14 protein-coding genes are annotated in these 21,981 nt (G+C 52.1%); all 14 read left to right on the top strand.

The window, feature by feature from the left end; all coding sequences use genetic code 11:
• Positions 1-137 precede the first annotated feature (137 nt).
• The 14 genes from EJQ19_RS23265 to EJQ19_RS23200 all read left to right on the top strand — a co-directional run bounded on the left by EJQ19_RS23265 (position 138) and on the right by EJQ19_RS23200 (position 21,978).
• Positions 138-917, top strand: coding sequence for a heparin lyase I family protein (locus EJQ19_RS23265; protein WP_164716684.1), 780 nt, complete (start codon positions 138-140; stop codon positions 915-917).
• Positions 918-1,094: 177 nt separating this feature from the next.
• A complete protein-coding gene (locus EJQ19_RS23260; protein ID WP_126143638.1) occupies positions 1,095-1,898 on the top strand; it encodes a heparin lyase I family protein in 804 nt (267 codons plus the stop codon).
• 98 nt (positions 1,899-1,996) lie between these two features.
• Positions 1,997-6,127: a fibronectin type III domain-containing protein gene (locus tag EJQ19_RS23255; protein ID WP_126143637.1), complete on the top strand. Its 4,131-nt coding sequence runs from the start codon at positions 1,997-1,999 to the stop codon at positions 6,125-6,127.
• 193 nt (positions 6,128-6,320) lie between these two features.
• Positions 6,321-7,706, top strand: coding sequence for a family 4 glycosyl hydrolase (locus EJQ19_RS23250; protein WP_126143636.1), 1,386 nt, complete (start codon positions 6,321-6,323; stop codon positions 7,704-7,706).
• A 12-nt stretch (positions 7,707-7,718) separates the two neighbouring features.
• A complete protein-coding gene (locus tag EJQ19_RS23245; protein WP_126143635.1) occupies positions 7,719-9,137 on the top strand; it encodes an MATE family efflux transporter in 1,419 nt (472 codons plus the stop codon).
• 21 nt (positions 9,138-9,158) lie between these two features.
• Positions 9,159-11,369 (top strand): alpha-galactosidase, encoded by a 2,211-nt coding sequence (locus tag EJQ19_RS23240; protein ID WP_126143634.1) that lies wholly within the window; start codon positions 9,159-9,161, stop codon positions 11,367-11,369.
• Between the two features lie 3 nt (positions 11,370-11,372).
• Positions 11,373-11,747: a cupin domain-containing protein gene (locus EJQ19_RS23235; protein ID WP_126143633.1), complete on the top strand. Its 375-nt coding sequence runs from the start codon at positions 11,373-11,375 to the stop codon at positions 11,745-11,747.
• Complete coding sequence (locus EJQ19_RS23230; protein WP_126143632.1) at positions 11,744-13,537, top strand: glycoside hydrolase family 36 protein; 1,794 nt, start codon at positions 11,744-11,746, stop codon at positions 13,535-13,537. Before EJQ19_RS23235 ends, EJQ19_RS23230 begins: the two co-directional genes overlap by 4 nt.
• 22 nt (positions 13,538-13,559) lie before the next feature.
• Complete coding sequence (locus EJQ19_RS23225) at positions 13,560-14,552, top strand: aldo/keto reductase (RefSeq protein WP_126143631.1); 993 nt, start codon at positions 13,560-13,562, stop codon at positions 14,550-14,552.
• 104 nt (positions 14,553-14,656) lie between these two features.
• On the top strand, positions 14,657-15,847 hold the full coding sequence (locus EJQ19_RS23220) for a glucuronate isomerase (protein WP_126143630.1): 1,191 nt from the start codon (positions 14,657-14,659) through the stop codon (positions 15,845-15,847).
• 874 nt (positions 15,848-16,721) lie between these two features.
• Entirely contained in the window at positions 16,722-17,678 is a 957-nt protein-coding gene (locus EJQ19_RS23215) for an ABC transporter permease (RefSeq protein ID WP_126143629.1), read from the top strand.
• Positions 17,679-17,705: 27 nt separating this feature from the next.
• Entirely contained in the window at positions 17,706-18,575 is an 870-nt protein-coding gene (locus EJQ19_RS23210; RefSeq protein ID WP_126143628.1) for a carbohydrate ABC transporter permease, read from the top strand.
• A gap of 126 nt (positions 18,576-18,701) precedes the next feature.
• Positions 18,702-20,276, top strand: coding sequence for an extracellular solute-binding protein (locus tag EJQ19_RS23205; protein WP_126143627.1), 1,575 nt, complete (start codon positions 18,702-18,704; stop codon positions 20,274-20,276).
• A gap of 124 nt (positions 20,277-20,400) precedes the next feature.
• Positions 20,401-21,978, top strand: coding sequence for an extracellular solute-binding protein (locus tag EJQ19_RS23200; RefSeq protein ID WP_126143626.1), 1,578 nt, complete (start codon positions 20,401-20,403; stop codon positions 21,976-21,978).
• Positions 21,979-21,981 lie beyond the last annotated feature (3 nt).

Raw genomic sequence — 21,981 nt, 5'->3', positions numbered from 1 at the left:
AAAATACCACATATTCCAATTTAATTGTTTAGCGTAAGATTATTTTTGTAAGCGCTTGCGATATAGGGGTGGAAGACGTTCTGCCTACAGCATCCTTCGTTTCTATCTGACCAAATCTAATGTTGGAGGAATATGATATGAAGAAAAGTTATAAAGGCATGATGGCGGGAGTCGCGCTGCTATCGACGATCACATTCAGCGCAACGGCATTTGCCGGAACGGTTACAATGAATTCGGACGGCCCGAATACGGGAAAATCAGCATTGGAAATTTTCAAGCAATACTTCGGACCGAGCCCTGTTGACGGGCCTACGGATTCTGTGCACATTCGTGAAACGACTTCTGCGAGCGTCGGAAATGTATTCAATTTCCACTTGAATGATAGCGGCGATTATGATGGCGACAACACCGACCGCCAACGGGTGGAGCTCAAAGGCTATGACAAATCGCCGGATAACGTTGTGGCCAAGCAAAACGAAACAGTCACCTACAAATGGCTTTTCAGAGTCATGAACGACTTCGGACAATCATCGTTTTGTCATATTTTCCAGATTAAAGCGAAAAATGGGACGGAGGAAGCCGATCCGATTCTCACTTTTACCTTGGATGGGAATAACCTCGTCTTCCGCCACAGCCCGAACGGTCCGCTTACTACGCTTGCGCAAACTCCAAAGTCCAATATCGTCGGCAAGTGGGTGGAAGCAACAGTCAAATTCAAGGCTAGCGACAGTGGTAGCCTGAGTATGACACTGAAAGACGTATCCAGCGGCAATACACTCATGTCCTATAGCGGCACTAAGGATATGTGGAGAAGCGGGGCGGACATCGTCCGACCGAAGTGGGGAATTTACCGTAAAATCACAACGGGCATGCCGACAGCTGACATTCAATTCGCTAATTTCCAGATCATTAAGTAGAAGCTGCGATGATTGGCAAGAAGATTTTAAATAAAACACAGCAGACCATAAAATACCACATATTCCAATTTCGATAGCTATCGTAAGATTAATTTGTAAGCGCTTGCGACTTGTAGACGGAAGACGTTCCGGCTATTGATTTATTTTCTATCTGACTATTTATTTGGAGGGAAGATAATGAAAAAACGCTTAAAATGGATCACACTGAGCACCACGCTTGTTAGTTCATTTGTTATTGCAACAACGGTTTATGCTTCTACGGTAACGATTAATTCCGACGGGCCGAATACAGGATTAAGTGCTTTAGCGATATTACAGCAATATCTGGGATCGGATCCCGTAGACGGACCTACCGATTCTGGCCATTTATATGAATCGACTTCCACGCACGTCGGCAATGTTTTGCAGATTAAGGTCGGCACCGCTTCGGACACGGCAGCTTTGGACGGCAGCAATACAGATCGCCAGCGGGTTGAAATGAAAGCCTACAAGAGCTCTCCAAGTAATGTGAAGGCAAGCCAAGGGGAGACCACCACCTACAAGTGGCAGTTTAGAGCCGTGAGCCCATATCCAATGCCGCCATCAGGCAACTTTCATCATATCTTCCAATTGAAGGCGCAGGACGGGGATGATGGAGCACCGATTTTGACCTTCTCGTTGGAGGGGGGGTATCTCAAATTCCGACACAGTCCTATCGGCGCCACGATGGACCAAGTGGAGACCTTAGCGCAGACAGCTTTCTCCAATATTGACGGCCAGTGGGTGGAAGCATCCGTCACCGTCAAGCATACGGATAGCGGTTCCATCAACATGACACTGAAGAAATTGGATGGCACCGTGCTCATGTCCTACAGCGGCACCAAGGATAACTGGCGGGAGGGAGCTACCATTAATCGGCCGAAGTGGGGCATTTACCGCAAAATTTATGACAACATGCCGGAAGCGAAAATTCAATTCGCCAACATTCAAATTATCAAGTAAATCAAGGAGCCTCCAAAGGTGATCCAACGGCGTTCACATGTGTGAACGCCCGTTCGTTTGCACATCACGACTTTGGAGTGGAAGGAGCAAAACAACACATGATTGCATCGAAGCGAATAAAGAAAATTATCTCTGTCGGACTGGCATTGGCCGTTGTGCTGGAACTGGCACCATGGCCAGGCGCAATGCTTTCGAAAGCTGCTGCCGCCACGCAACAAGATATCCTGGATCCGGCTTTTATCGCCAGCCATGGCGGTAACTCGGTGACGGTTCAAGCGGATCCGAACCGATCACCTTATGATGTTTTTGGTGAAGCATTTGGGACTGACAACCCGGTGGAAGGCGCAACTAAAACGGCGCGTGCCATCATGGGCGAGGAAGCGGCGCGACATGTGGCCAATTATTATGATCCGGTCTTGCGAAAAGACGTATTCAAGGTGGAAGTTAACGGAAGTGATTGTCTCTCCTGTTATTTGCATAATGCGACTTACAATAGCGAGACAGGGACTTGGTCTGGCGGCAATGATGACCGCCAACGCATTGAAATCAGACCGCCGGAGGAAAGCCGGGATCGCATCGGCCTTGAGAATGATATTACGGCGTATCATTGGAATCTCAAAATTGACAAAGATATTCCGAAGCCGGATGGCTTTTTTCATATTTTTCAGTATAAAGCTTACAATTCGCTGGGGGCAGGCGTTCAAGATTTGCCGCTTCACGATAAGGCTAACTTCCCTAATTTCTCAAGTTCGGAAGACGGCAATCCGATCCTGACGTTTACGATTTCCTCTTCAGCGAAGCAGAACCTCGAATTCCGGTACGCGGATATCGGAACGGATGCAGGTCAGGAAACGCTGGCCAGCATTCCATTAGACAACATCAAGGACAGATGGCTCGATATTACGGTGAAAATTTTGAATTCCGAATACGGTTGGGTCACGATGCAGATGAAAGATGCGCTGACGGGCGAGGTGCTGATGGCGTATGATGACCCTGACCGGGTGCTGGACGTTTGGCGCAGACCGGAAATTAAATACAACGGCAACACATTCGAAGGGCCATATCCGGCGATACCGAACATGATCAACCGTCCGAAATGGGGGATTTACCGGAAAGCGGATAAATCCAACCCGAACGTGAAGGATGCCAAAATCTATCTTTCCGATATCACGCTGTACAAAGCAGCTGCTGACGTGTCACCCGTGAATTTGGCTTACGGCAAAAAGGCGTACAATTTTGGCGCTACATCAGGTAATGCCATGCAACTGGCGAATGCGCACGCTGAGCGACTTGTCGATGGTGTCCAAATCGATCCGGTTGTGTATTCGAACTTAACGGCAGTGCCTCAAGACAACAATTCTGCCTTGGGCGATCTGAGCTGGATCGGTACGGAGAGCTCCAAGAAGGGGTCCGTTGTCGTGGATCTCGGGAAGAAGATGACCTTCAGTCAGCTCAAGCTTTTTATGAAAACAGCCCGGCTCAAAACAATGAATATGTGGATATCGGACGATGAGACCGATCATACAGAGAGCACGTTGAATTCGATTCCATTCAGCGCAAGCCCGGTTTTTACGTACAGCGGCCCGAACAGCGGAGGCGAAGATACGGCGAATAAAACATATACGATTGACTTAGATACAACGTACTCATCCCGTTACATTAAGCTGTATGTTGAGAATGGTTCAGGCTCCAATAGCGCAGGGACAACAAATGGCATTCCCACCTTCACGATGACGGGGCCGCCACGCATTACTGAACTCGAGATCTATAACGCTCCGCAAAAAGCGAAAAATGTTCAAGTCGCGTACACGACGGGTTCGCAAGCGACGATTTCGTGGGATGATGTGCCGTCCGATCATTTTGTCATTTACGATAACGGCAAAGTATTGGTCGACAATGTAGAAGGAAATAGCTACACCTTTACGAATCTTGACCCTGGAGCCGTGTACAATTTATCTGTGCGCAACGTGTACAACGATCCCTATTCCTTCAAGCCGCTGATGTCGGCGGAAAGCGAAGTGCATACGCTGCAAACGGACGGCAGTCCGATTATTCCGAATCCGCCGGCTTCTGCAACCGTTACGGCTTCTACAGATAAGACGATTAGCGTTGCCTGGGAGCCTGTCGCTGATGCGCAAAGCTATCGGGTGTCCCTGGTGACGGACGCTGTCGAACGCATTGTAGCGGACGAGTATGCAGGCACCTCGTATAAGCTAAAGGATTTAGCGCCGGGCACCTCGTATCAAGTGAAAATCTATGCGATTCGCAGAGGAGCGTTATCCGCCCAAGCTGCCCAAGCCTCAGTGGTAACGGCCGGTATTCAGCACGGATCGGACAATTTGCTCTATAACAAGGAAGTCCAGTATCCAAGGGTGTGGAACGATGATACCAGCAGCTACAGCGCAAGCAAAGCGCTGGACAACAACGATGGGTCGCGATGGGTGGCGTTAAAAGGCTCCACCACGGCCTGGATGATGGTGGACATTGGGGCCGTTACACCGGTCAATACGCTGGAATACTACAGCTATCAGAACAAGCTGAAGAAAGTTTCGTTTTACTACGCGACCGACGGAGATGCTTTCAAGGATCCGAACAGTGCCAAATGGACGAAAATCGTGACCGATGACCGGGTAGCACAAGGGAAATACGGCAATCCTGCAATCACGCAAATTGCCGAGAGCTTGACGCTGCCGGCGCCAATTCATGCCAGATACATCAAGTTTACGGTCGATGAAGTCGATGGGGATATTAATGTCAACGAAGTGAAGGCGTATGGTCCAATCTCATTTACAGGCAATTCAACGCTGAGTGCCTCCAACACGACGGGGACCGGAACGCAGCTGAATTGGACAGGCGCAACAACCACTATACCTGCTGAAAGCTATCAGGTATATCAGGGCGAAGCGAAAGTCGCAACCGTTCCGTCAAACGTATACCAGTTTCAGGTCACAGGCTTACTGCCTGCGACAACGTATAACTTCAGGGTTAGAGCTGTCAATGAGTCTGTCTATGGTGCTGTATATGAAACGCTTGGCGGATTGCCGCTGCAGGTAACGACGCTTGGTGTTCCGGCAGATCCGGATCCTGGTTCGGATTCTGATCCTGATTCAAACACGGACCCTGGTTCAGATACGTACCCGGGTTCAGGTACAGAAACTGGTCCAGGCAAGGGCGCTGAGAGTGGGCACAACATTATTGAAGCGACACTTGTGCCCGGTGAGCAAGCTTACCTGGCGACGATTTCCCCGGCCTCCATCAGCAGCGGCAAGGCAGACAGCACGACTGAGATCCGTTCTGATCTGGGCATTGTGACGCTGCCGGGCAACATGTTTGCAAGCCATGAGCTGAGTGCTGCCAACGAAGTGAAGCTAAAGGTTGCAGCAGCCGACCGCACGTTGCTTTCACCTGCGGTCCGACAGCAGATCGGCGATAGACCTTTGATTGATGTCACCTTACTCGTGGACGGTAAGCCGAAGGGATTCAACGATCCGGCGGCCCCGGTACAGATTGCGATTCCATATAAGCCGACGGCGGAGGAGCTTAGTAATCCTGAGCATATCATGATCTGGTACGTAGACGACACAGGAAAAGCAATTCCTGTTCCAAGCGGGAAGTACGATGCATCCAGTGGAAGGGTGACGTTTACGACCACCCATTTCAGCAAGTATGCGGTTGGATACGTTGAGCGAGACTTTGGGGACTTAAAGGGCTACGACTGGGCATCTCATGAAATTGAAGTGCTTGCCGCCAAAGGGATCATCCAAGGCAAATCGGATCAAAGCTTTGATCCGGGATCTGCGGTTACACGAGGAGAATTCATTGCATTGTTAATGAGGACGTTGAGCTTGTCAGCGAAAACATCGGCAAGCTTTGCCGATGTGCAGGTGTCCGATTTCTTCTATCATGAGGTGCTCATTGCAAAAGCACTCGGTATCGTAAATGGCAAGGAAGAGAATCGCTTCGCCCCGAATGAGCGCATCACCCGTCAGGACATGATGACGATGGTTGCACGGGCACTGAAACAGGCAGGCACTTTGACGGCTGCGGCTGTTCCTACTGCGCTTGAAGGCTTTACGGATCATCAGGCGATCGCCGCCTATGCCGAAGAAAGTATTGCACAACTGCTGAACCACAAGCTGATTCAAGGAAGCGGAAGCCAACTGGAGCCACTGAAATCGGCTACACGCGCTGAAGTCGCCGTTCTCTTGTATCGCATTTATAATCAATAAGCGGAAGAAGGCGCTCTTGACGGAATGTCAAGTAGCGTCTTTTTATTGTCTCTAAATAAAGTGTAAAAAATCACAACCCTGCTGAAGTTTTGCCATCCCCCAAATGAGGTTCGTTGCCTATACTGAGAGCGACAAGATGTTCAATTCGTTCAGGAGTTACATGGATAACTGGAACGATATCAAGGAGGGCAACATGAAATTTGCGAGTGGAAAAGTCAGTGAGATTCAAATCGCTTATATCGGTGGGGGCTCGATGTACTGGGCCAAAAATCTGATTGCGGATTTAGCGCTCGATGATCAGCTTTCGGGGACAGTTCGCTTGTACGACCTCGACTATAACAAGGCACGTCACAATGAGAAATTGGGCAATTCGGTATCCGACTACCCGGAAGCCAATGCCAAGTGGCAGTATAAGGCGTATCCTACCCTGCAAGAAGCGTTGACGGGGTGCGATTTCGTCTTTATTTCTATTTTGCCGGGCACGTTTCAGGAAATGAATTCAGACGTACATGAGCCTGAAAAATACGGCATTTACCAAGCGGTTGGTGATACGACGGGACCGGGCGGGCTTATCCGAGCCTTGCGCACGATTCCGATGTACGTCGAATTGGCGCAAGCGATTGAACGATACTCGCCGGATGCTTGGGTGTTCAACTATACGAACCCCATGACATTGTGCACGCGCACACTCTACGAGGTTTTCCCGAAAATCAAAGCGTTCGGCTGCTGCCATGAGATTTTCGGTACGCAAAGCCTGCTGATCCGCATGCTGAAGGATATGGAGGGGATCGATGGGCTGCACCGCGATCAGATTAAAGTGAATGTACTGGGTCTGAATCATTTTACCTGGATTGATCAAGCGACATATCTCGGTACGGACCTGCTGCCGATGTACAGCGAATTTGTGGATCGCTACTATGAAACAGGCTTCGAGCATAACAAAGACGCCTGGAAGACGAATCCGTACACTTCGGCCAACCGCGTGAAATTCGATCTGTTCCGGCGCTATGGCGTCATTGCAGCTGCAGGAGATCGTCATTTGGCAGAGTTTATGCCGCCTTGGTATTTAAAAAATCCAGACACGGTATATGACTGGAAATTCGGTCTAACTACCGTGCAGAGCCGGATTGAAAAGAACGCGGCTACAGCGGACTATTACGGCAAGCTGCTGTCGGGTGAAGAGAAACTCCCGCTGAAGGCATCCGGCGAAGAAGAAGTGCGGCAATTGAAAGGATTGATTGGCCTGCAGTCGTTCGTAACCAATGTCAATGTGCCAAACGTCGGGCAAATGGAAGGCATTCCGCACGGCGTCGTCGTGGAGACGAATGCCGTCTTCTCGGCAAATAGCTTGCGTCCGGTTTATGCAGGCAAGCTTCCGCTGGCTGTTCATAACCAAGTGCTGCAGCACGCGATGAATCAAGAACTGATTCTTCAAGCTGCACTGAAGAAGGATAAAGCGCTTGCGTTCCAAGCGTTCGTAAGCGATCCGCTGGTAACGATCGGCGTGTCGCAGGCGGAGGAGCTATTTGACCGCATGCTGCACAATACGAAGGCCTACCTGCCAGGTTGGAAGCTGTAAAGGCGGCCTGCGATGAGTACGGGACTTAAGCTGGGAGAAGAGGCCGGCAGAGAAGACAGAACCCAGTCTTATAGCGAAGCGGTCATGATCGATCCAGAGGACGGGCGCGCCGTCAGAAAGATGATTTTCACGTTGGCAGGACCTTCGCTTGTCGAGATGCTGCTAATTAATCTGACACAGATGATGATGATGATTTTTGTCGGACATCTCGGTACGGCGTCTGTCGCCGCCGTTGGATTCACAAGCCAGATCTACGCGCTCATGACCGTGATCTTTGCGGCACTCAATACCGGTACGACCGTGATTGTGGCCCGTTCTGTTGGCAGTGGCCGGCGGGAAGACGCCAATCGGGCCGCGGGGCAATCGCTGCTGCTCGGCACGATGCTTTCCGCCGTCATTATGCTGGTTGGTCTGCTCTTCGTCGGGAAGCTGCTTGGCATGATGGGGGCGGATGCCGCTGTCGTACAGGAGGGGCTGACGTATGCCCGGTTAATGTTTATTTCGGTCGCCTTCTCCAGCGTGTCGTCGTCCTTATCCGCCATATTGCGGGGAGCTGGCGACACACGCACGCCGATGAAAATCAATGTCGCTTCCGCGTATGTATCGGTATCGCTTGGCTTTGTATTCATCTACGGCCATCTTGGTTTGCCGGCATTGGGAACGACCGGTGCCGCTGCCGCCACCCTCACCGTTCAGTTCGGTGCGATGCTGACCTTTCTGTTGGTCATGTTTAGCGGAAAGTTCGAGCTAGCCTTAAGCTGGCGGGACATAAGCCGTTTCGACAAAAAGACGATCGGCCGCATGCTGAAAATCGGCATCCCGGCGAGTCTGGAGCAGCTTGTCATGCGGCTCGGTATCATGACGTTCGTCAAGATCGGCGCAGGACTCGGCACAACAGCGATCGCCGCCTCCCAGTTGGTGACGAACGTGATCGGCCTGTCCTTCATGCCGGGGGCGGCTTTTGCCATCGCAGCCTCGACACTGGTCGGGCAGTCGCTCGGCGTCGGCAAAGCGGAGCTTGCCGAGCGGTACGTGCGGCAGGTCCGCAAGTACGGTATGGCGCTGGCTGCGGTGGTCGGCGCAATCTTTATCGGGTTCGCGCCGCAAATTTTAAGCTTGTACACGAACGACGCCACCATGATCCGCGAAGGCACCTGGGCGCTTCGCATCGTCGGTTGTATTCAGGTGTCCCAGATTTCCCAGTTCATCGTAGGCGGCGCTTTACGCGGAGCGGGCGACACCCGTTACCCGCTCTATTCCACGATGATCGGCGTCTGGGGCGTGCGGGTCGTGCTCAGCTTCGTCTTCGTGTACATTTTCGGCTGGGGCATGATCGGTTTATGGAGTGCAGTCGCTTGCGATCAATTTTTGCGTTCTCATCTCATTTATCTCCGTTATAAACGGATGGCATGGAAAAAACTTAAGGTGTAAGAGAGCGGAAGGAGAAGCCTGATGGCGATTACGTTCGATCCGGCAACACAAACGTTTCATTTGCAAGGAAAAGCATCCAGTTATATTATGCAGCTCGTTTCACCCGGTTATTTGGCGCATGTCCATTGGGGGGCGAAGGTGCGAGGAACGAACATCGGCAGTCTGCTTACACGAAGACGCCGCTGCTCGTTCTCACCGTCAACGGATCCGAACGACCTTTCGCTGTCCTTGGATACACTGCCGCAGGAGTATCCGGCCTTTGGCGGGAGCGACTTCCGCATGCCCGCGTATCAGGTGCAGACCGGGAACGGCTCGACAGTCAGCGAACTTCTGTACGCTTCGCATCGCATATATCCTGGAAAGCTTGGGCTTAAAGGACTTCCCGCTACTTATGTTGAATCGGAAAACGAAGCGGAGAGCTTGGAAATTACACTATCCGACGCAATTATCGGTTTAAACGTCATCTTGACCTACACGGTTTATCATGACATGGATGCGATTGTGCGTTCCGCCCGTTTTGTTTATGAGGGCGAAACGCCAATCAAACTGCTTAGGGCACTTAGCTGTAGTCTCGATTTGCCGCATGCTGAATTCGAGGAACTGCATCTATCGGGCACGTGGGCGCGCGAACGGCATATTGAAAGGCGTCCGCTGAGCGCAGGGGGGACCGTCATTGAGAGCCGTCGCGGCAGCAGCAGCCACTCGCTTAATCCGTTTATCGCACTGCTGTCGCCGGAAGCCGACGAGGATCACGGGGACGTCTACGGCTTCAGCCTCGTATACAGCGGCAGCTTCCTTGCGCAAGCGGAGGTGGATCCTTACGGCACCACCCGAGTTGCGATGGGGATCAACCCTTTCGATTTCAGCTGGCTGCTTGAGCCCGGCGAACAGTTCCAGACGCCGGAAGCGGTGATGGTCTACTCCGCGGAAGGGCTTGGCGGCATGTCGCAGACGTATCATCGGTTGTACCGCACGCGGCTGTGCAGGGGTAGCTTCCGCGATCGCCATCGTCCAATTCTGATCAACAATTGGGAAGCGACGTATTTTCAGTTTAACGCAGATAAAATAGAAGCACTCGCGGTGGAAGGGCGGAAGCTCGGGCTAGAGCTGCTCGTGCTGGACGATGGCTGGTTCGGCAAACGCGACAGCGACGCTAGTTCGCTTGGCGATTGGTTCGTCGACGCTGCCAAGCTGCCTGGTGGCATGGCGGATTTAGCCGAGCGCGTCAAGGCGCAGGAACTGGCCTTCGGCCTTTGGTTCGAGCCGGAGATGGTGTCGCCGGACAGTGAGCTGTATCGTGCGCACCCTGACTGGTGCCTGCATGTTCCGGGACGGCGCAGAACCGAGGGGCGAAAGCAACTGGTGCTCGATTTTTCTCGCCGGGATGTGCGGGAATACATTGTGCAGGCGATTAGCGGCATCTTGACAAGCAGCCCGATCACCTATGTGAAGTGGGACATGAACCGCAACATGACAGAGATCGGCTCGGCGCTGCTGCCGCCTGATCGTCAGCGAGAAACGGCGCATCGGTATATGCTTGGGCTCTATGACGTTCTCGAGCAGCTTACCGCTGCATTCCCGCATGTGTTGTTCGAAAGCTGCTCGGGCGGAGGCGGAAGATTCGATCCCGGGATGCTCTACTACATGCCGCAGACGTGGACGAGCGACAATACCGACGCCGTGGAGCGCTTGAAAATTCAGTACGGCACAAGCCTTGTTTACCCGATTTCTACGATGGGCGCGCATGTCTCCGCTGTGCCGAATCATCAGGTGCACCGCACGACACCGCTGGCCATGCGCGGGCATGCGGCGATGTCTGGCAATTTTGGCTATGAACTCGATTTAACGGCGCTCGGCGAGGATGACAAAGAAGAAATGAAGCGGCAGGTTGCCCTTTACAAGGAGCTTCGTTCGTTGATCCAATTTGGAGCGTTTTACAGACTGCTAAGTCCGTTTGAAGGCAATGAGACGGCCTGGATGTTCGTGTCGGAAGACAAGAAGGAAGCGCTCGTCGTCTACTTCCAGGTGCTTGCGAAGCCGAACCCGCCGCTCAAGAAGCTGAAGCTGAAAGGGCTGGCCGCTGACCTCAATTATCGGGTTACCGATCCGGATGTGCCGGAGGAGCCTGCGGAGCGCTGGGGTGGCGATGAACTGATGGGCGTCGGCCTCCATCTGCCCGTTTGGAAGGGTGACTTCCGAAGCCGACTATATCGTATTCAAGTGGAGGAATGAGCGATGATCAAGCTGCGATTGACAGATTTGCAAGATACAAAGAGCGGGCACGTGCTTCAGGATGTGCTGCCGGGCGCCTATTTGAGCTCGGGCGGCTTGTCGTTCGCCAAGCCGGGGGAGCGCAGTCACACGAATGACGGTCCGGATGGCAGAGACTATCATGTGCATGGGGATTGCGAAGCTTTTATCATATTGCAGGGAAGCGGGACGATGGAGCTGAACGGGGAGCATATCCCCGTCGGTACCGGAGATATCGTCATTGTAGAGCCTGGCGAGGACCACCATTTGAACTCCAGCCTCGAGGATCCAATCGTGACCGTCTGGTGCCATGCAGGCCCATCCCCGCATAAGAACCAACGGAAGGGAGGCGCCGAATGAGCGTTCAACTAACGACCGAGCACCATACCTTTACGGTAACCGGAGAACTTGCTGGAGCGGACATTTCCTTGCTAGGCGAAAAGCTGGAGGATAATCTGCATCTCATTACGATCTGCATACAATCGGAAGCTTCGTTTACACCCGCTCCGCTCCACATCGAGTGGACTCAGCCCGCCTGGGATATTCAGTCAAGCTGGAATCCCGCGATGGACCGCAATCGCAGTTTCAAGGCGGATTGGATGCGCGGCTGGCGCTCGAATGCGGCAGCATCAGCGCCGGTTTACGCGCTGTATAACAGCGCTGGCCGCAACAGGCTTACGTTCGCCTATTCCGATGCGCTGAACACAGTTCAGTATCGGGCTGCGATCAGCGAAGAAACGGCGAATTTCTACTGCCGCATCCAGCTCTTTACAGAGGCGGCCGTGCCGATGCAAGCGTATGAAGCCAAGCTGCTCGTGGATACGCGGGACCTACCGTATTACGAGTGCCTGCAAGGCGTCCAGGCTTGGTGGAGCGCGATGCCGGCCTATACGCCGGCGTTTGTGCCGGAAACGGCAAAAGAGCCGATGTATTCGACTTGGTACAGCATGCATCAGCAGGTGACGGACCGCAAAATTGAGGAGCAGTGCCGCCTTGCCAAGGAACTAGGCATGGAAGCGGTCATTGTGGATGATGGCTGGCAGACGGAAGACCACGGCAGAGGCTATGCCTATTGCGGTGATTGGGAGACGTATGAGGGCAAGTTCCCTGATATGAAGCGCCATGTAGATGCTATTCACGATCTGGGCATGAAGTTTATTCTATGGTACTCGGTGCCGTTTATCGGCAAGTACAGTCAGGTTTGGGAGCGCTTCAAGGATAAAATATTGCGTTACAACGAGAATCACGGCGCCGCTGTGCTGGACCCGCGCTACCCCGACGTGCGCGAATACATCATCGGGAAATATGAAGCGGCTGTCCGGGAGTGGGGACTTGACGGCTTCAAGCTGGACTTCATCGATACCTTCTATTCGCCTGAGCTGCAGCTGCCTTCCACGACGCCAGGCAAAGATTACGAATCGATTCCGGAAGCGGTTGATCGTCTGCTGACCGATTCTATCGCTCGCCTGCGCGAGTTGAAGCCCGAGATTATGGTGGAATTCCGCCAGATGTATATCGGCCCTGCGATGCGCAAATACGGCAACATGTTCCGGGCATCGGACTGCCCGAACGACAGCATTCAGAATCGGGTTCGGACGATCGATTTGCGCCTGCTCTGCGGGGAGACGGCCGCTCATGCGGATATGATTATGTGGCACCCGGACGAACCGGTGGAAAGCGCAGCGCTGCAATTGATCAATATTTTGTTCTCGGTTCCGCAAATCTCGGTGGAGCTGGATCGGGTCCCGGCGCAGCATCTTGCGATGCTGAGACATTGGCTTTCTTTTTATAAAAAGCATCGGGATCTGCTCTTGGAAGGCCGCCTGACGCCACGCAATCCGGAACTGCTGTATCCGGTCGTGCAATCCGTGCGCGGCGATCAAGGCATTGTCGTGACGTATCATGATCGTCTAGTACCGCTGGAAACGGGCGGTTCCGAACGGACTTGGTTTGTCGTCAATGGCAGAAGAGAGGACGGTCTGTACGTAGAAGTGACAGGGGACGAACCCGCCAAGGCGCGAGTTGAGATCGCCGATTGCTGCGGCAATGTGCTTCACACGGACCTCATGACGCTGGCGAAAGGGATTCATCCGCTTGCTATTCCGGCTTCCGGGCTGGCAACAATTCAGCTTGACTATACAACGGCTTAACTTGCCAAGGGGGAAAACTGCGATGGTATACAAAGCAAATGAAAGCCGATATAGCGAGATGCCTTATCGGAAAACGGGGAAAAGCGGACTGAAGCTTCCGCCGATTTCGCTTGGCCTCTGGCATAATTTTGGGGGAACGGATTTGTTGGAGAACAGCCGCGCGCTGGCGTGCCGCGCTTTCGACCTAGGCGTTACACACTTTGATTTGGCGAATAATTACGGACCGCCGCCGGGCTCGGCGGAAGAAACCTTCGGCCAGATCTTGAAGAAAGACCTGCATCCGTACCGCGATGAGCTGATTATTGCTTCGAAAGCGGGATACCGGATGTGGGAAGGCCCTTATGGGGAGCGCGGCTCCCGGAAGAGCATGCTGTCGAGCCTGGATCAAAGCTTGAAGCGGATGGGGCTCGAGTATGTGGATATTTTCTATTCGCACCGATTTGACGCGGAAACGCCGCTGGAAGAAACCATGGGCGCACTGGATCAAGCTGTCCGTCAGGGCAAAGCGCTCTATGTCGGCGTATCCAACTACAATGCGGAGCAGACAGCGGAGGCCTCGGCTATTTTGAAGCGTCTTGGCACACCGTTCGTCATTCATCAGGTGCATTATTCCATGTTTGAGCGCAGATTGGAGCAAGGGCTTCAGGATGTTTTGACAAGCGAAGGCATTGGCTCCATCGCTTACAGCCCGCTGGCGCGCGGCCTGCTCACCGATCGGTATCTCAAAGAGATCCCGGCGGATTCCCGTGCGGCGGGAGGCAGCGTTTTCCTGCGTCCGGAAGACATTACGGAGGAGAAGCTTGGCAAATCGCGCAAGCTGAATGTGCTGGCCGCAGAGCGCGGTCAAAGCTTGGCGCAAATGGCGCTTGCGTGGGTGCTGCGCAAAGGGCTCGTCACGTCCGCGTTGATCGGCGCGAGCAAAGTGCAGCAACTGGAGGACAACATTGCGGCCATTCGTAATTTACATTTTACCGATGAAGAGTTGACCCTTATCGACCGCATTTTGGCCGAATAAGCAAGGGAAGCTTGACAACGAGCATCAGCACCGAAAGAACGATACCGTTCCTTCGGTGCTGCATGCCTTTTAAGGCATTTACGCTAAGGAGGCGCTAAACAACAATGGCTGATCTAACGAAAGAAACATTTACTGAACAAATCATGCAGATGCACGTGCTGGACACACACACCCACCTGGTCGGGGATCGGCTGTGCGCAGCGGATTTCTGGGAGATCGCGCATTATTTCTGGCTATTCCGCGAAATGCAGGCGGCGGGGTATCCGGGGAATGCCGCCGAGCTGCCGGAGGAGGAGAGGATCACAGCCTTCTTGGGCGCTTATAAAGCGACAAGAAATACGCTGATGAATATCGCGTTTACGCATATTTGCCAAGATCTGTATGGCATTGAGCCCAAGGATCGCGAGTCTGTGCTGGCGCTTGATGCTGCCATCCAACAGTCGTCGCAGCAGGCGGGCTGGGCGCAATCGGTCGCCGATCGCATGCATGCGCGAGGGTTCGTTGTGAACATTCCGGAACATGCCGACTTTCAAGGCATGCGGGAGCCGGCCATCCTCCTTCCGCGCATCGACGGCAGGATTGGCGAATGGACCCGCACGGTGGCTGCCTCAAGCGATCCTGCCAAGTCTTTCGCGGACATTCGCGAAGCGCTGGCAAGCTTACTCGATGCGTATCAAGCGATGGGCTGCCGGGGAATCATGACGACCTTGCCACGGCTTGCGCTCAGCGCGAATCAGCCGATCAGCCTTGCGCCGGGCTGCAGCCGGGACGAAGTGATGGTCCAACTGCTGCACGAGATCGGCGCCGGAGCTGCGCAACGAGGCATGCTCGTCCAGCTCTTCCTTGGCGTGGAACGCTCCTGGTGCGGCACCGCTGTGCCGGCGAACGATCCGGAACGGATCTTGAAGCTGACCGCGCTATTCGAGCGGTACGCGTGTCCGTTCGAGCTCGTCGTCGCTTCAGAGATCAACAATCTGGACATCGTGCAGGCGGCGTGGAACTTCCCGAATGTGCATGTTGGCGGCCATTGGTGGTTCAATTTCCGATCCAGCACGTATCGGGACAGCATGCAGTACAGACTAGAGGCGCTGCCGGCGATAAAAAGCTCGCTCATCGTCTCCGACGCCCGCTGTATCGAATGGAGCTACGGCAAAATTAAGGTTATTAAGCGGTTGGCAAGCGAGTTTTTGTGGCAGCAGATCGAGGCTGGCTGGATTGAGCAAGAGACTGCGCTGCAGATTGGCGAAGACTGGCTGTACCGGAGCGCCGCCAAGCGCTACGGCTTGGAGGCATAGCGCCTAAACTTGCCCTGCAACGCATCCAATTTTATGGGAAAAGTTGAAGTCCCTCCCTCCGAACGAAACGGAAATGGCAAATTTGTCCTGAGTGATAGGGGGGAGAGAAGAGGGAGCAAGCTTCTGACTTGTTATATCGAACGGGAAGATGTGACGGTTGCCACGGCGCTTATTTGCTCAAAAACCTGCGAAATCTGGCCGATTTGGCCCAAATAGCAGCTGCTGCAACCGTTAGCCTTGGAAAAGTGACGTTTGGCGCCAAATAAGCGCTAGGGCACCCGTTAGCGATGAGGTGCTAGACCCGCAAGAAACAGCTCGCAAGATCGCGGGCCAGTTACGGCCTCCAAAGCTGCAAAAAAGCAGGAAATTCCCTCCATCCTCCCCTGTTTGGATCCAATTCCTGCGAATCAGCAGGAATTTTTGGTGAGACCCTCTTTTCGAGCGGACTCAGCTCCAAAAACCTGCTTTATCGCAGGCATTTTGGAAAAAACGCCTCTTGTGTGAAAAATTCCAGCATTTTCGCAGGAATTCCTGCGCCCACCGCTCTCCACCTCCACAGCCCCCTGATAGTTAGCCAATCTTTCCCCCCGTTTCCCCTGATATAACCGCTCTTGCACCGTTAGACTGCCGATCATGGAGATAGCGAGCTAAGCAGTTGCTCGGCAAGTACCTCCGCGAAGCGCTCTATACCGTTCGCAAACGCTCCCGTCCTTGAAAGGACTGCGGAGCCGTATATTTTTGAAGCGGAATGAATGCCCTTTCCTTGATCGTAAAAAAACACAATTCGCAGTAAGTTTCACCATCGCTGACTCCCGCTATCCCCTGTAAGATGAAGAAGTAATCATGCTGCAGCATGCACGAAGGGGAGGAGAATATGGCCAGTAAAATTCAGGCATCCGATCGAAGTATGTATACGTTCTCAACACAACGACAGAAGTGGGCTTTCATGCGAAAGCATTGGCCGATCTACGTTATTTCCATTCCGGGAATTATTTATTTCTTGCTCTTTAAATATATCCCGCTGTTCGGTTCCATGATCGCCTTTCAGAACTACAACATCTTCAAAGGAATTAAGAACAGCCCGTGGGTGGGGCTGGACAACTTTCATAGGATGTTCCAGTACACCGAGTTTTTGCAGATTTTAAAAAATACGATTCTGATCGGTTTGTACGATTTATGCTTCGCTTTTCCGGTTCCGATCATACTGGCGCTGCTGATTAATGAATTGCGCCTTATGGCTTACAAGCGTATCGTTCAAACCGTGGTGTATATGCCGCATTTCTTGTCTTGGGTTATCGTCGGCGGAGTCGTCGTCGGGGTATTGTCGCCTTCAACGGGGATTGTCAATCATGTTCTGGGCCTCTTCGGGATCGATCCGATCTACTTTCTTGGGGAAAATGAATATATTCGACCGATTCTCATCGCTTCCGGCGTTTGGAAGGACAGCGGCTGGGGGACGATTATTTATTTGGCGGCGATGGCCGGCATTAATCCCGATTTGTACGAAGCCGCTCAGATTGATGGAGCAAGCCGGCTGAGGCAAGTGACGGCAATTACACTTCCAAGCATCTTGCCGACCATCGTCATCCTGTTTCTGCTGCATATCGGAAACTTTTTGGATTTCGGTTTCGAACGCGTATTCGTTTTCTTGAATCCATTGAATAACCAAAATGGGGAAATTATCGATACTTTCGTTTATCGAGCGGGGCTTGTTGACCGCCAATACAGCTACACGACGGCGATTGGGTTGTTCAAGTCCGTTGTCGGCTTAGTGCTGATCATGACCAGCAACATATTCAGCAAAAAATTAACGGGCGAAGGCTTGTATTAAACCGGCATTGACAGGAGGATTTCGCCGATGATTATGACAAGAGGGCATAAAATTTTTAATATTGTAAATATTGTTCTGCTTGGGCTCTTGGGCTTAAGCATGATTCTCCCCCTGCTTAACATTATTGCACAGTCGTTCAGCAACAACGTGGCGATTAATGCCGGAAAAGTAGGGATATGGCCGGTTGGCTTTACGCTAGGCAGCTATAAGCTGATTTTGAATGATCCGACGATTTGGACCGGCTTTCGCAACAGTGTGATCATTACAGTTTTCGGGACGTTGATCAATCTGTTCATGACGACAACGCTTGCTTATCCGCTATCCCGACCGGAGTATTTGTATCGAAAAGTTATTCTGATTATGGTTTTGATTACGCTCATTTTCAGCGCACCATTGATTCCGAACTATTTGCTGGTCAAGCAGTTGGGCCTCCTGGATACGTTATGGGCGTTGATGCTGCCGATGGCGATCAGTTCGTTTAACTTGTTCGTCATGCGATCCTTCTTCGTCAACCTGCCCGTCGAGCTGCTCGATTCTGCAAAAATTGACGGGTGCGGAGAGTTCCGTGTATTGTGGAAGATCGTGCTTCCGTTATCCAAGCCGGCCATGGCGACAATGGGGATCATGTATGCCGTTGCGCACTGGAATCGGTATGCCGAGGCCGTGTATTACATCAACGTACGGGAATGGATCCCCTTACAGGTGCGGCTACGGGAAATTGTATTCACCGATCAGTTCGGCCAGTCCGACGTCACTTCGGAGCTGCTGATGTTTCTATCGCCAGAGGGGATTAAAATGGCTGTTATCGTCGTGGCTACCTTGCCGATTCTCCTGGTATATCCCTTCCTGCAAAAGCATTTCATTCAAGGGATGATGGTTGGTTCAGTAAAGTCATAATTTATATAAAACACAAAAAAATACATGTTCATCGTAAAATTACCAATCCTCAAGCTTTCGACATCTAGGTAAGATGAACTTGGAAACGCGTTCATCCACACTACGCTCAGAAAGAAGGGGTTCCTTTTGAAAAAGACAGCAGGGATCGTACTTGCAGGATTGCTGACCGTCAGTACCGTTTTGGCAGGGTGTTCTACCAGTTCTCCCGCAAGCTCGTCGCAGCCGGCTTCGGCGGCTGCGACGGAAGCGGCGAAAAAGCCGCCGACGAAGTTCTCGATTTCTTTTCCGACCACATCGAATACGGGCTACCACACCCGGGTCGACATTAACAGCGACAAGTGGGTTAAGAAATTGGAAGAGCTTACGAACACGGACTTGACTGTCAAGGTCATCGAAGTGAGCAAAATGGGCATCATGTTTGCAAGTAACGATATTCCTGATGTTGTGGGGAGCTTGGGTACTGCGACCGATAAGGCGATGTCGGGCTCCGTCGAAGCGGGAATGTTCATGCCGCTGGACGATCTACTGAAGAAAAATGCGCCGAATTTGATGAAGAACGTGCCGAAGGAAGCTTGGGAAGCGGTTTCGTACAATGGCAAAATTTACGGCATTCCGAACTGGCTCAACAATCCGTCCCGACGCACAACGTTCATTCGAACAGATCTGCTGGAGAAAGCGGGACTTCAACCGCCGAAAACCGTTGACGAGTTTCTGAACGTGCTTCGCAAGTTCAAAGAGATGGGAGTCAAGTATCCGTACGGCGGAAGGGAAAACCTGAAGTACGCCGACACGATTCTCGGCGCATACGACGTGCTGCCCTATAAGGAGCAGTTTGAGCTGGTGAACGGTCAAGTTGTGCCGAAATTTTTTGATGTCGAGAATATGACCAAAGCTTTAAGCGTATACAAAACGATGCTTGACGAAGGCTTGATGGCGAAAGAGTTTGCAACGGTCTCGTCAACGGACTGGCTCAAGTCGATTCGGGCGGGAGAAGTAGGCATTTGGTCATCCAATCTCGTCTCCTTGAACGACTTCCGGACGAATATTCCAAATGCGGTGCAAGGCGCCAAGGTCGATGTCATCCCATCGCCGATCGGGCCTGAGGGCAAAGGCGGCTATCTGATGTACTTGCCGGTGACGAGCGCGCACTATATCAACAAGAACGTGAAGCCGGAGACAGCAGCGGAGATTGTGAAGTATTTTGAATGGATGTCTTCGGATGAAGCGTACAAGTTCTTCACTTACGGCGTTGAAGGGGATACGTATACGGTTGTTGATGGTAAAATCAATTATAAGGAGCCGACCACGAAGGAAGGTCTGGAAGAGCAGGACTTCCGAGGCACGCTGCATGCAGCCCATGAGAGTACCGTGAACAGGTTGAAAATGCAGACGGACCCGAACGGCCCTTACATTTTGAATGCGTTTGATACAATTTTGGCGAAGGAAGGGCTCTCCGGAATCGGATTTGCGCCGGATCTCGAAGCGAATGCGAAGTTCCCGGACGCCGCATCGCCAGGCTCAGACGCACCTCCGAAGATCATTATTGATCATATGATTAAAATGATATACGGGAAAGAACCGATCTCCGATTGGCCGAAGGTGATTGAAGAGTACAAGAACAAAGGCGGCAACGAGATTATTAAAGAAGCAACAGAGCGTTACAACGCCAAGAAAGGTGTATTGCATCTCGGCAAGTTGTAAAGGAAAGGCGCCAATCGAAAAATAAGACAACCGAGCATAAGGAATTACATACAAAAATTATTGAAACAACCTAAAATAAAGATGTAATGTAATCGTTTTCAAATATAAGGAAAGCAGGGGTTGTATGAAAAAAGTTCTTAGTCTCTCCATGGCCGTTATGCTCACGGCTGCTGTGCTTCCGGCTTGTTCATCGAGTGGAAGCTCGAGCAGCGGCTCGTCCGCTCAGCCGTCGGCCAGTTCGAACGTCAAGAAAGAGCCGACGAAGTTCTCGATGGTGCTTCCGACAACCGTCAGTACAGGTTACCATACGAGGGTTCCTGATATTAACAAGGATAAATGGGTGCTGAAGCTGGAAGAGCTGACGAACATGGATGTCGATCTCAAGGTGTTGGAGGATTCCAAATTCGGCTTGATGTTTGCAGGCAATGACATTCCGGATGTTGTTGGCAGTATTGGGGGGCCAGGCAGCAAATCCATGTCGGGTTCCGTTGAAAACGGCGTGTTTATGCCGCTTGATGATTTGCTCAATAAGTATGCGCCGAATTTGATGAAGCAAATTCCGAAAGCGGCTTGGGACACCGTGTCCTATCAAGGCAAAATTTACGCTGTTCCTGAGTTCTTAAGCAATCCTTCCCGTCGCGGCACGTACATTCGTACCGATTTGCTGGAGAAGGCAGGCCTTCAGCCGCCGAAAACGGTGGATGACTTCTTGAATGTTCTCAGAGCTTTCAAGAAAATGGGCGTCGAGCAGCCGTATCAAATGCGTGAAAACTTCAAATATGCCGACGTCATTCTCGGCGCATTCGATGTTCTTCCGTACAAAGATCAGTTCGAGCTTGTGAACGGCCAGGTCGTACCGAAATTCTTCGATGTTGAAAATATGGAAAAAGCGCTTACCGTCTACAAAACGATGTATGACGAGGGCTTGATCTCCAAGGAGTTTGCAACAATCTCCTCGTCAGATTTCGGCAAGAGCATCGAATCTGGCAAAGCGGGCAGCTGGTCGCAGAATGGATCAGGGTTGCCTGGCTACCGTACGAAGATTCAACAAGCGGTTCCTGGATCGAAAGTTGATATCATTCCATCGCCGCAAGGGCCGGAAGGAAAGGGTGGTTATTTCTACTACTCCCCGGTGATTCGCTCCTTCTTCATTAATAAAAATGTGAAGCCTGAGAAGGCTGCGGATATCATTAAAATGTTCGACTGGATGGTGACGCCGGAAGCGGAAACCTTCTTCTCCGTAGGGATCGAAGGCGATACCTTCACGAAAGACAGCAGCGGTGCCATCAACTACAAATTCCCGAAAACAGCCGAAGAGACGGATGAAGAAGGCTGGCGCAGCGGCACGCTGTGGGCCGTGCACGATTCCACCTACAACAAGATGAGACTGCAGCTTGACGACAACGGCAAAGCAACGCTTAAAGCGTTCAATGACGTTCTGTCGAAGGAAGGTTTGTCCGGCATCGGGTTCTATCCGGAGCTTAGCACATTCTCCAAATATCCGGATTTGGCCGCTCCACAGCCTGACGTTGGGCCGAAAGTGGTCGTCGATCATATGATTAAAATGATTTACGGCAAGGAGCCGATTACGGACTGGCCGAAGGTCATCGAGGAATATAAGAGCAAGGGCGGCAACGAAATTATTAAAGAAGCGACGGATCGCTGGAACAAGAAGGAAGGCGCGGTCCTGATTAATAAGTAAGGA

This window comes from Paenibacillus whitsoniae, from assembly GCF_003955665.1.
Classification (GTDB): Bacteria; Bacillota; Bacilli; order Paenibacillales; family NBRC-103111; genus Paenibacillus_E; species Paenibacillus_E whitsoniae.
Note: the sequence above shows the minus strand (reverse complement) of the source record. Positions and strands in the feature narration are given on the sequence as shown.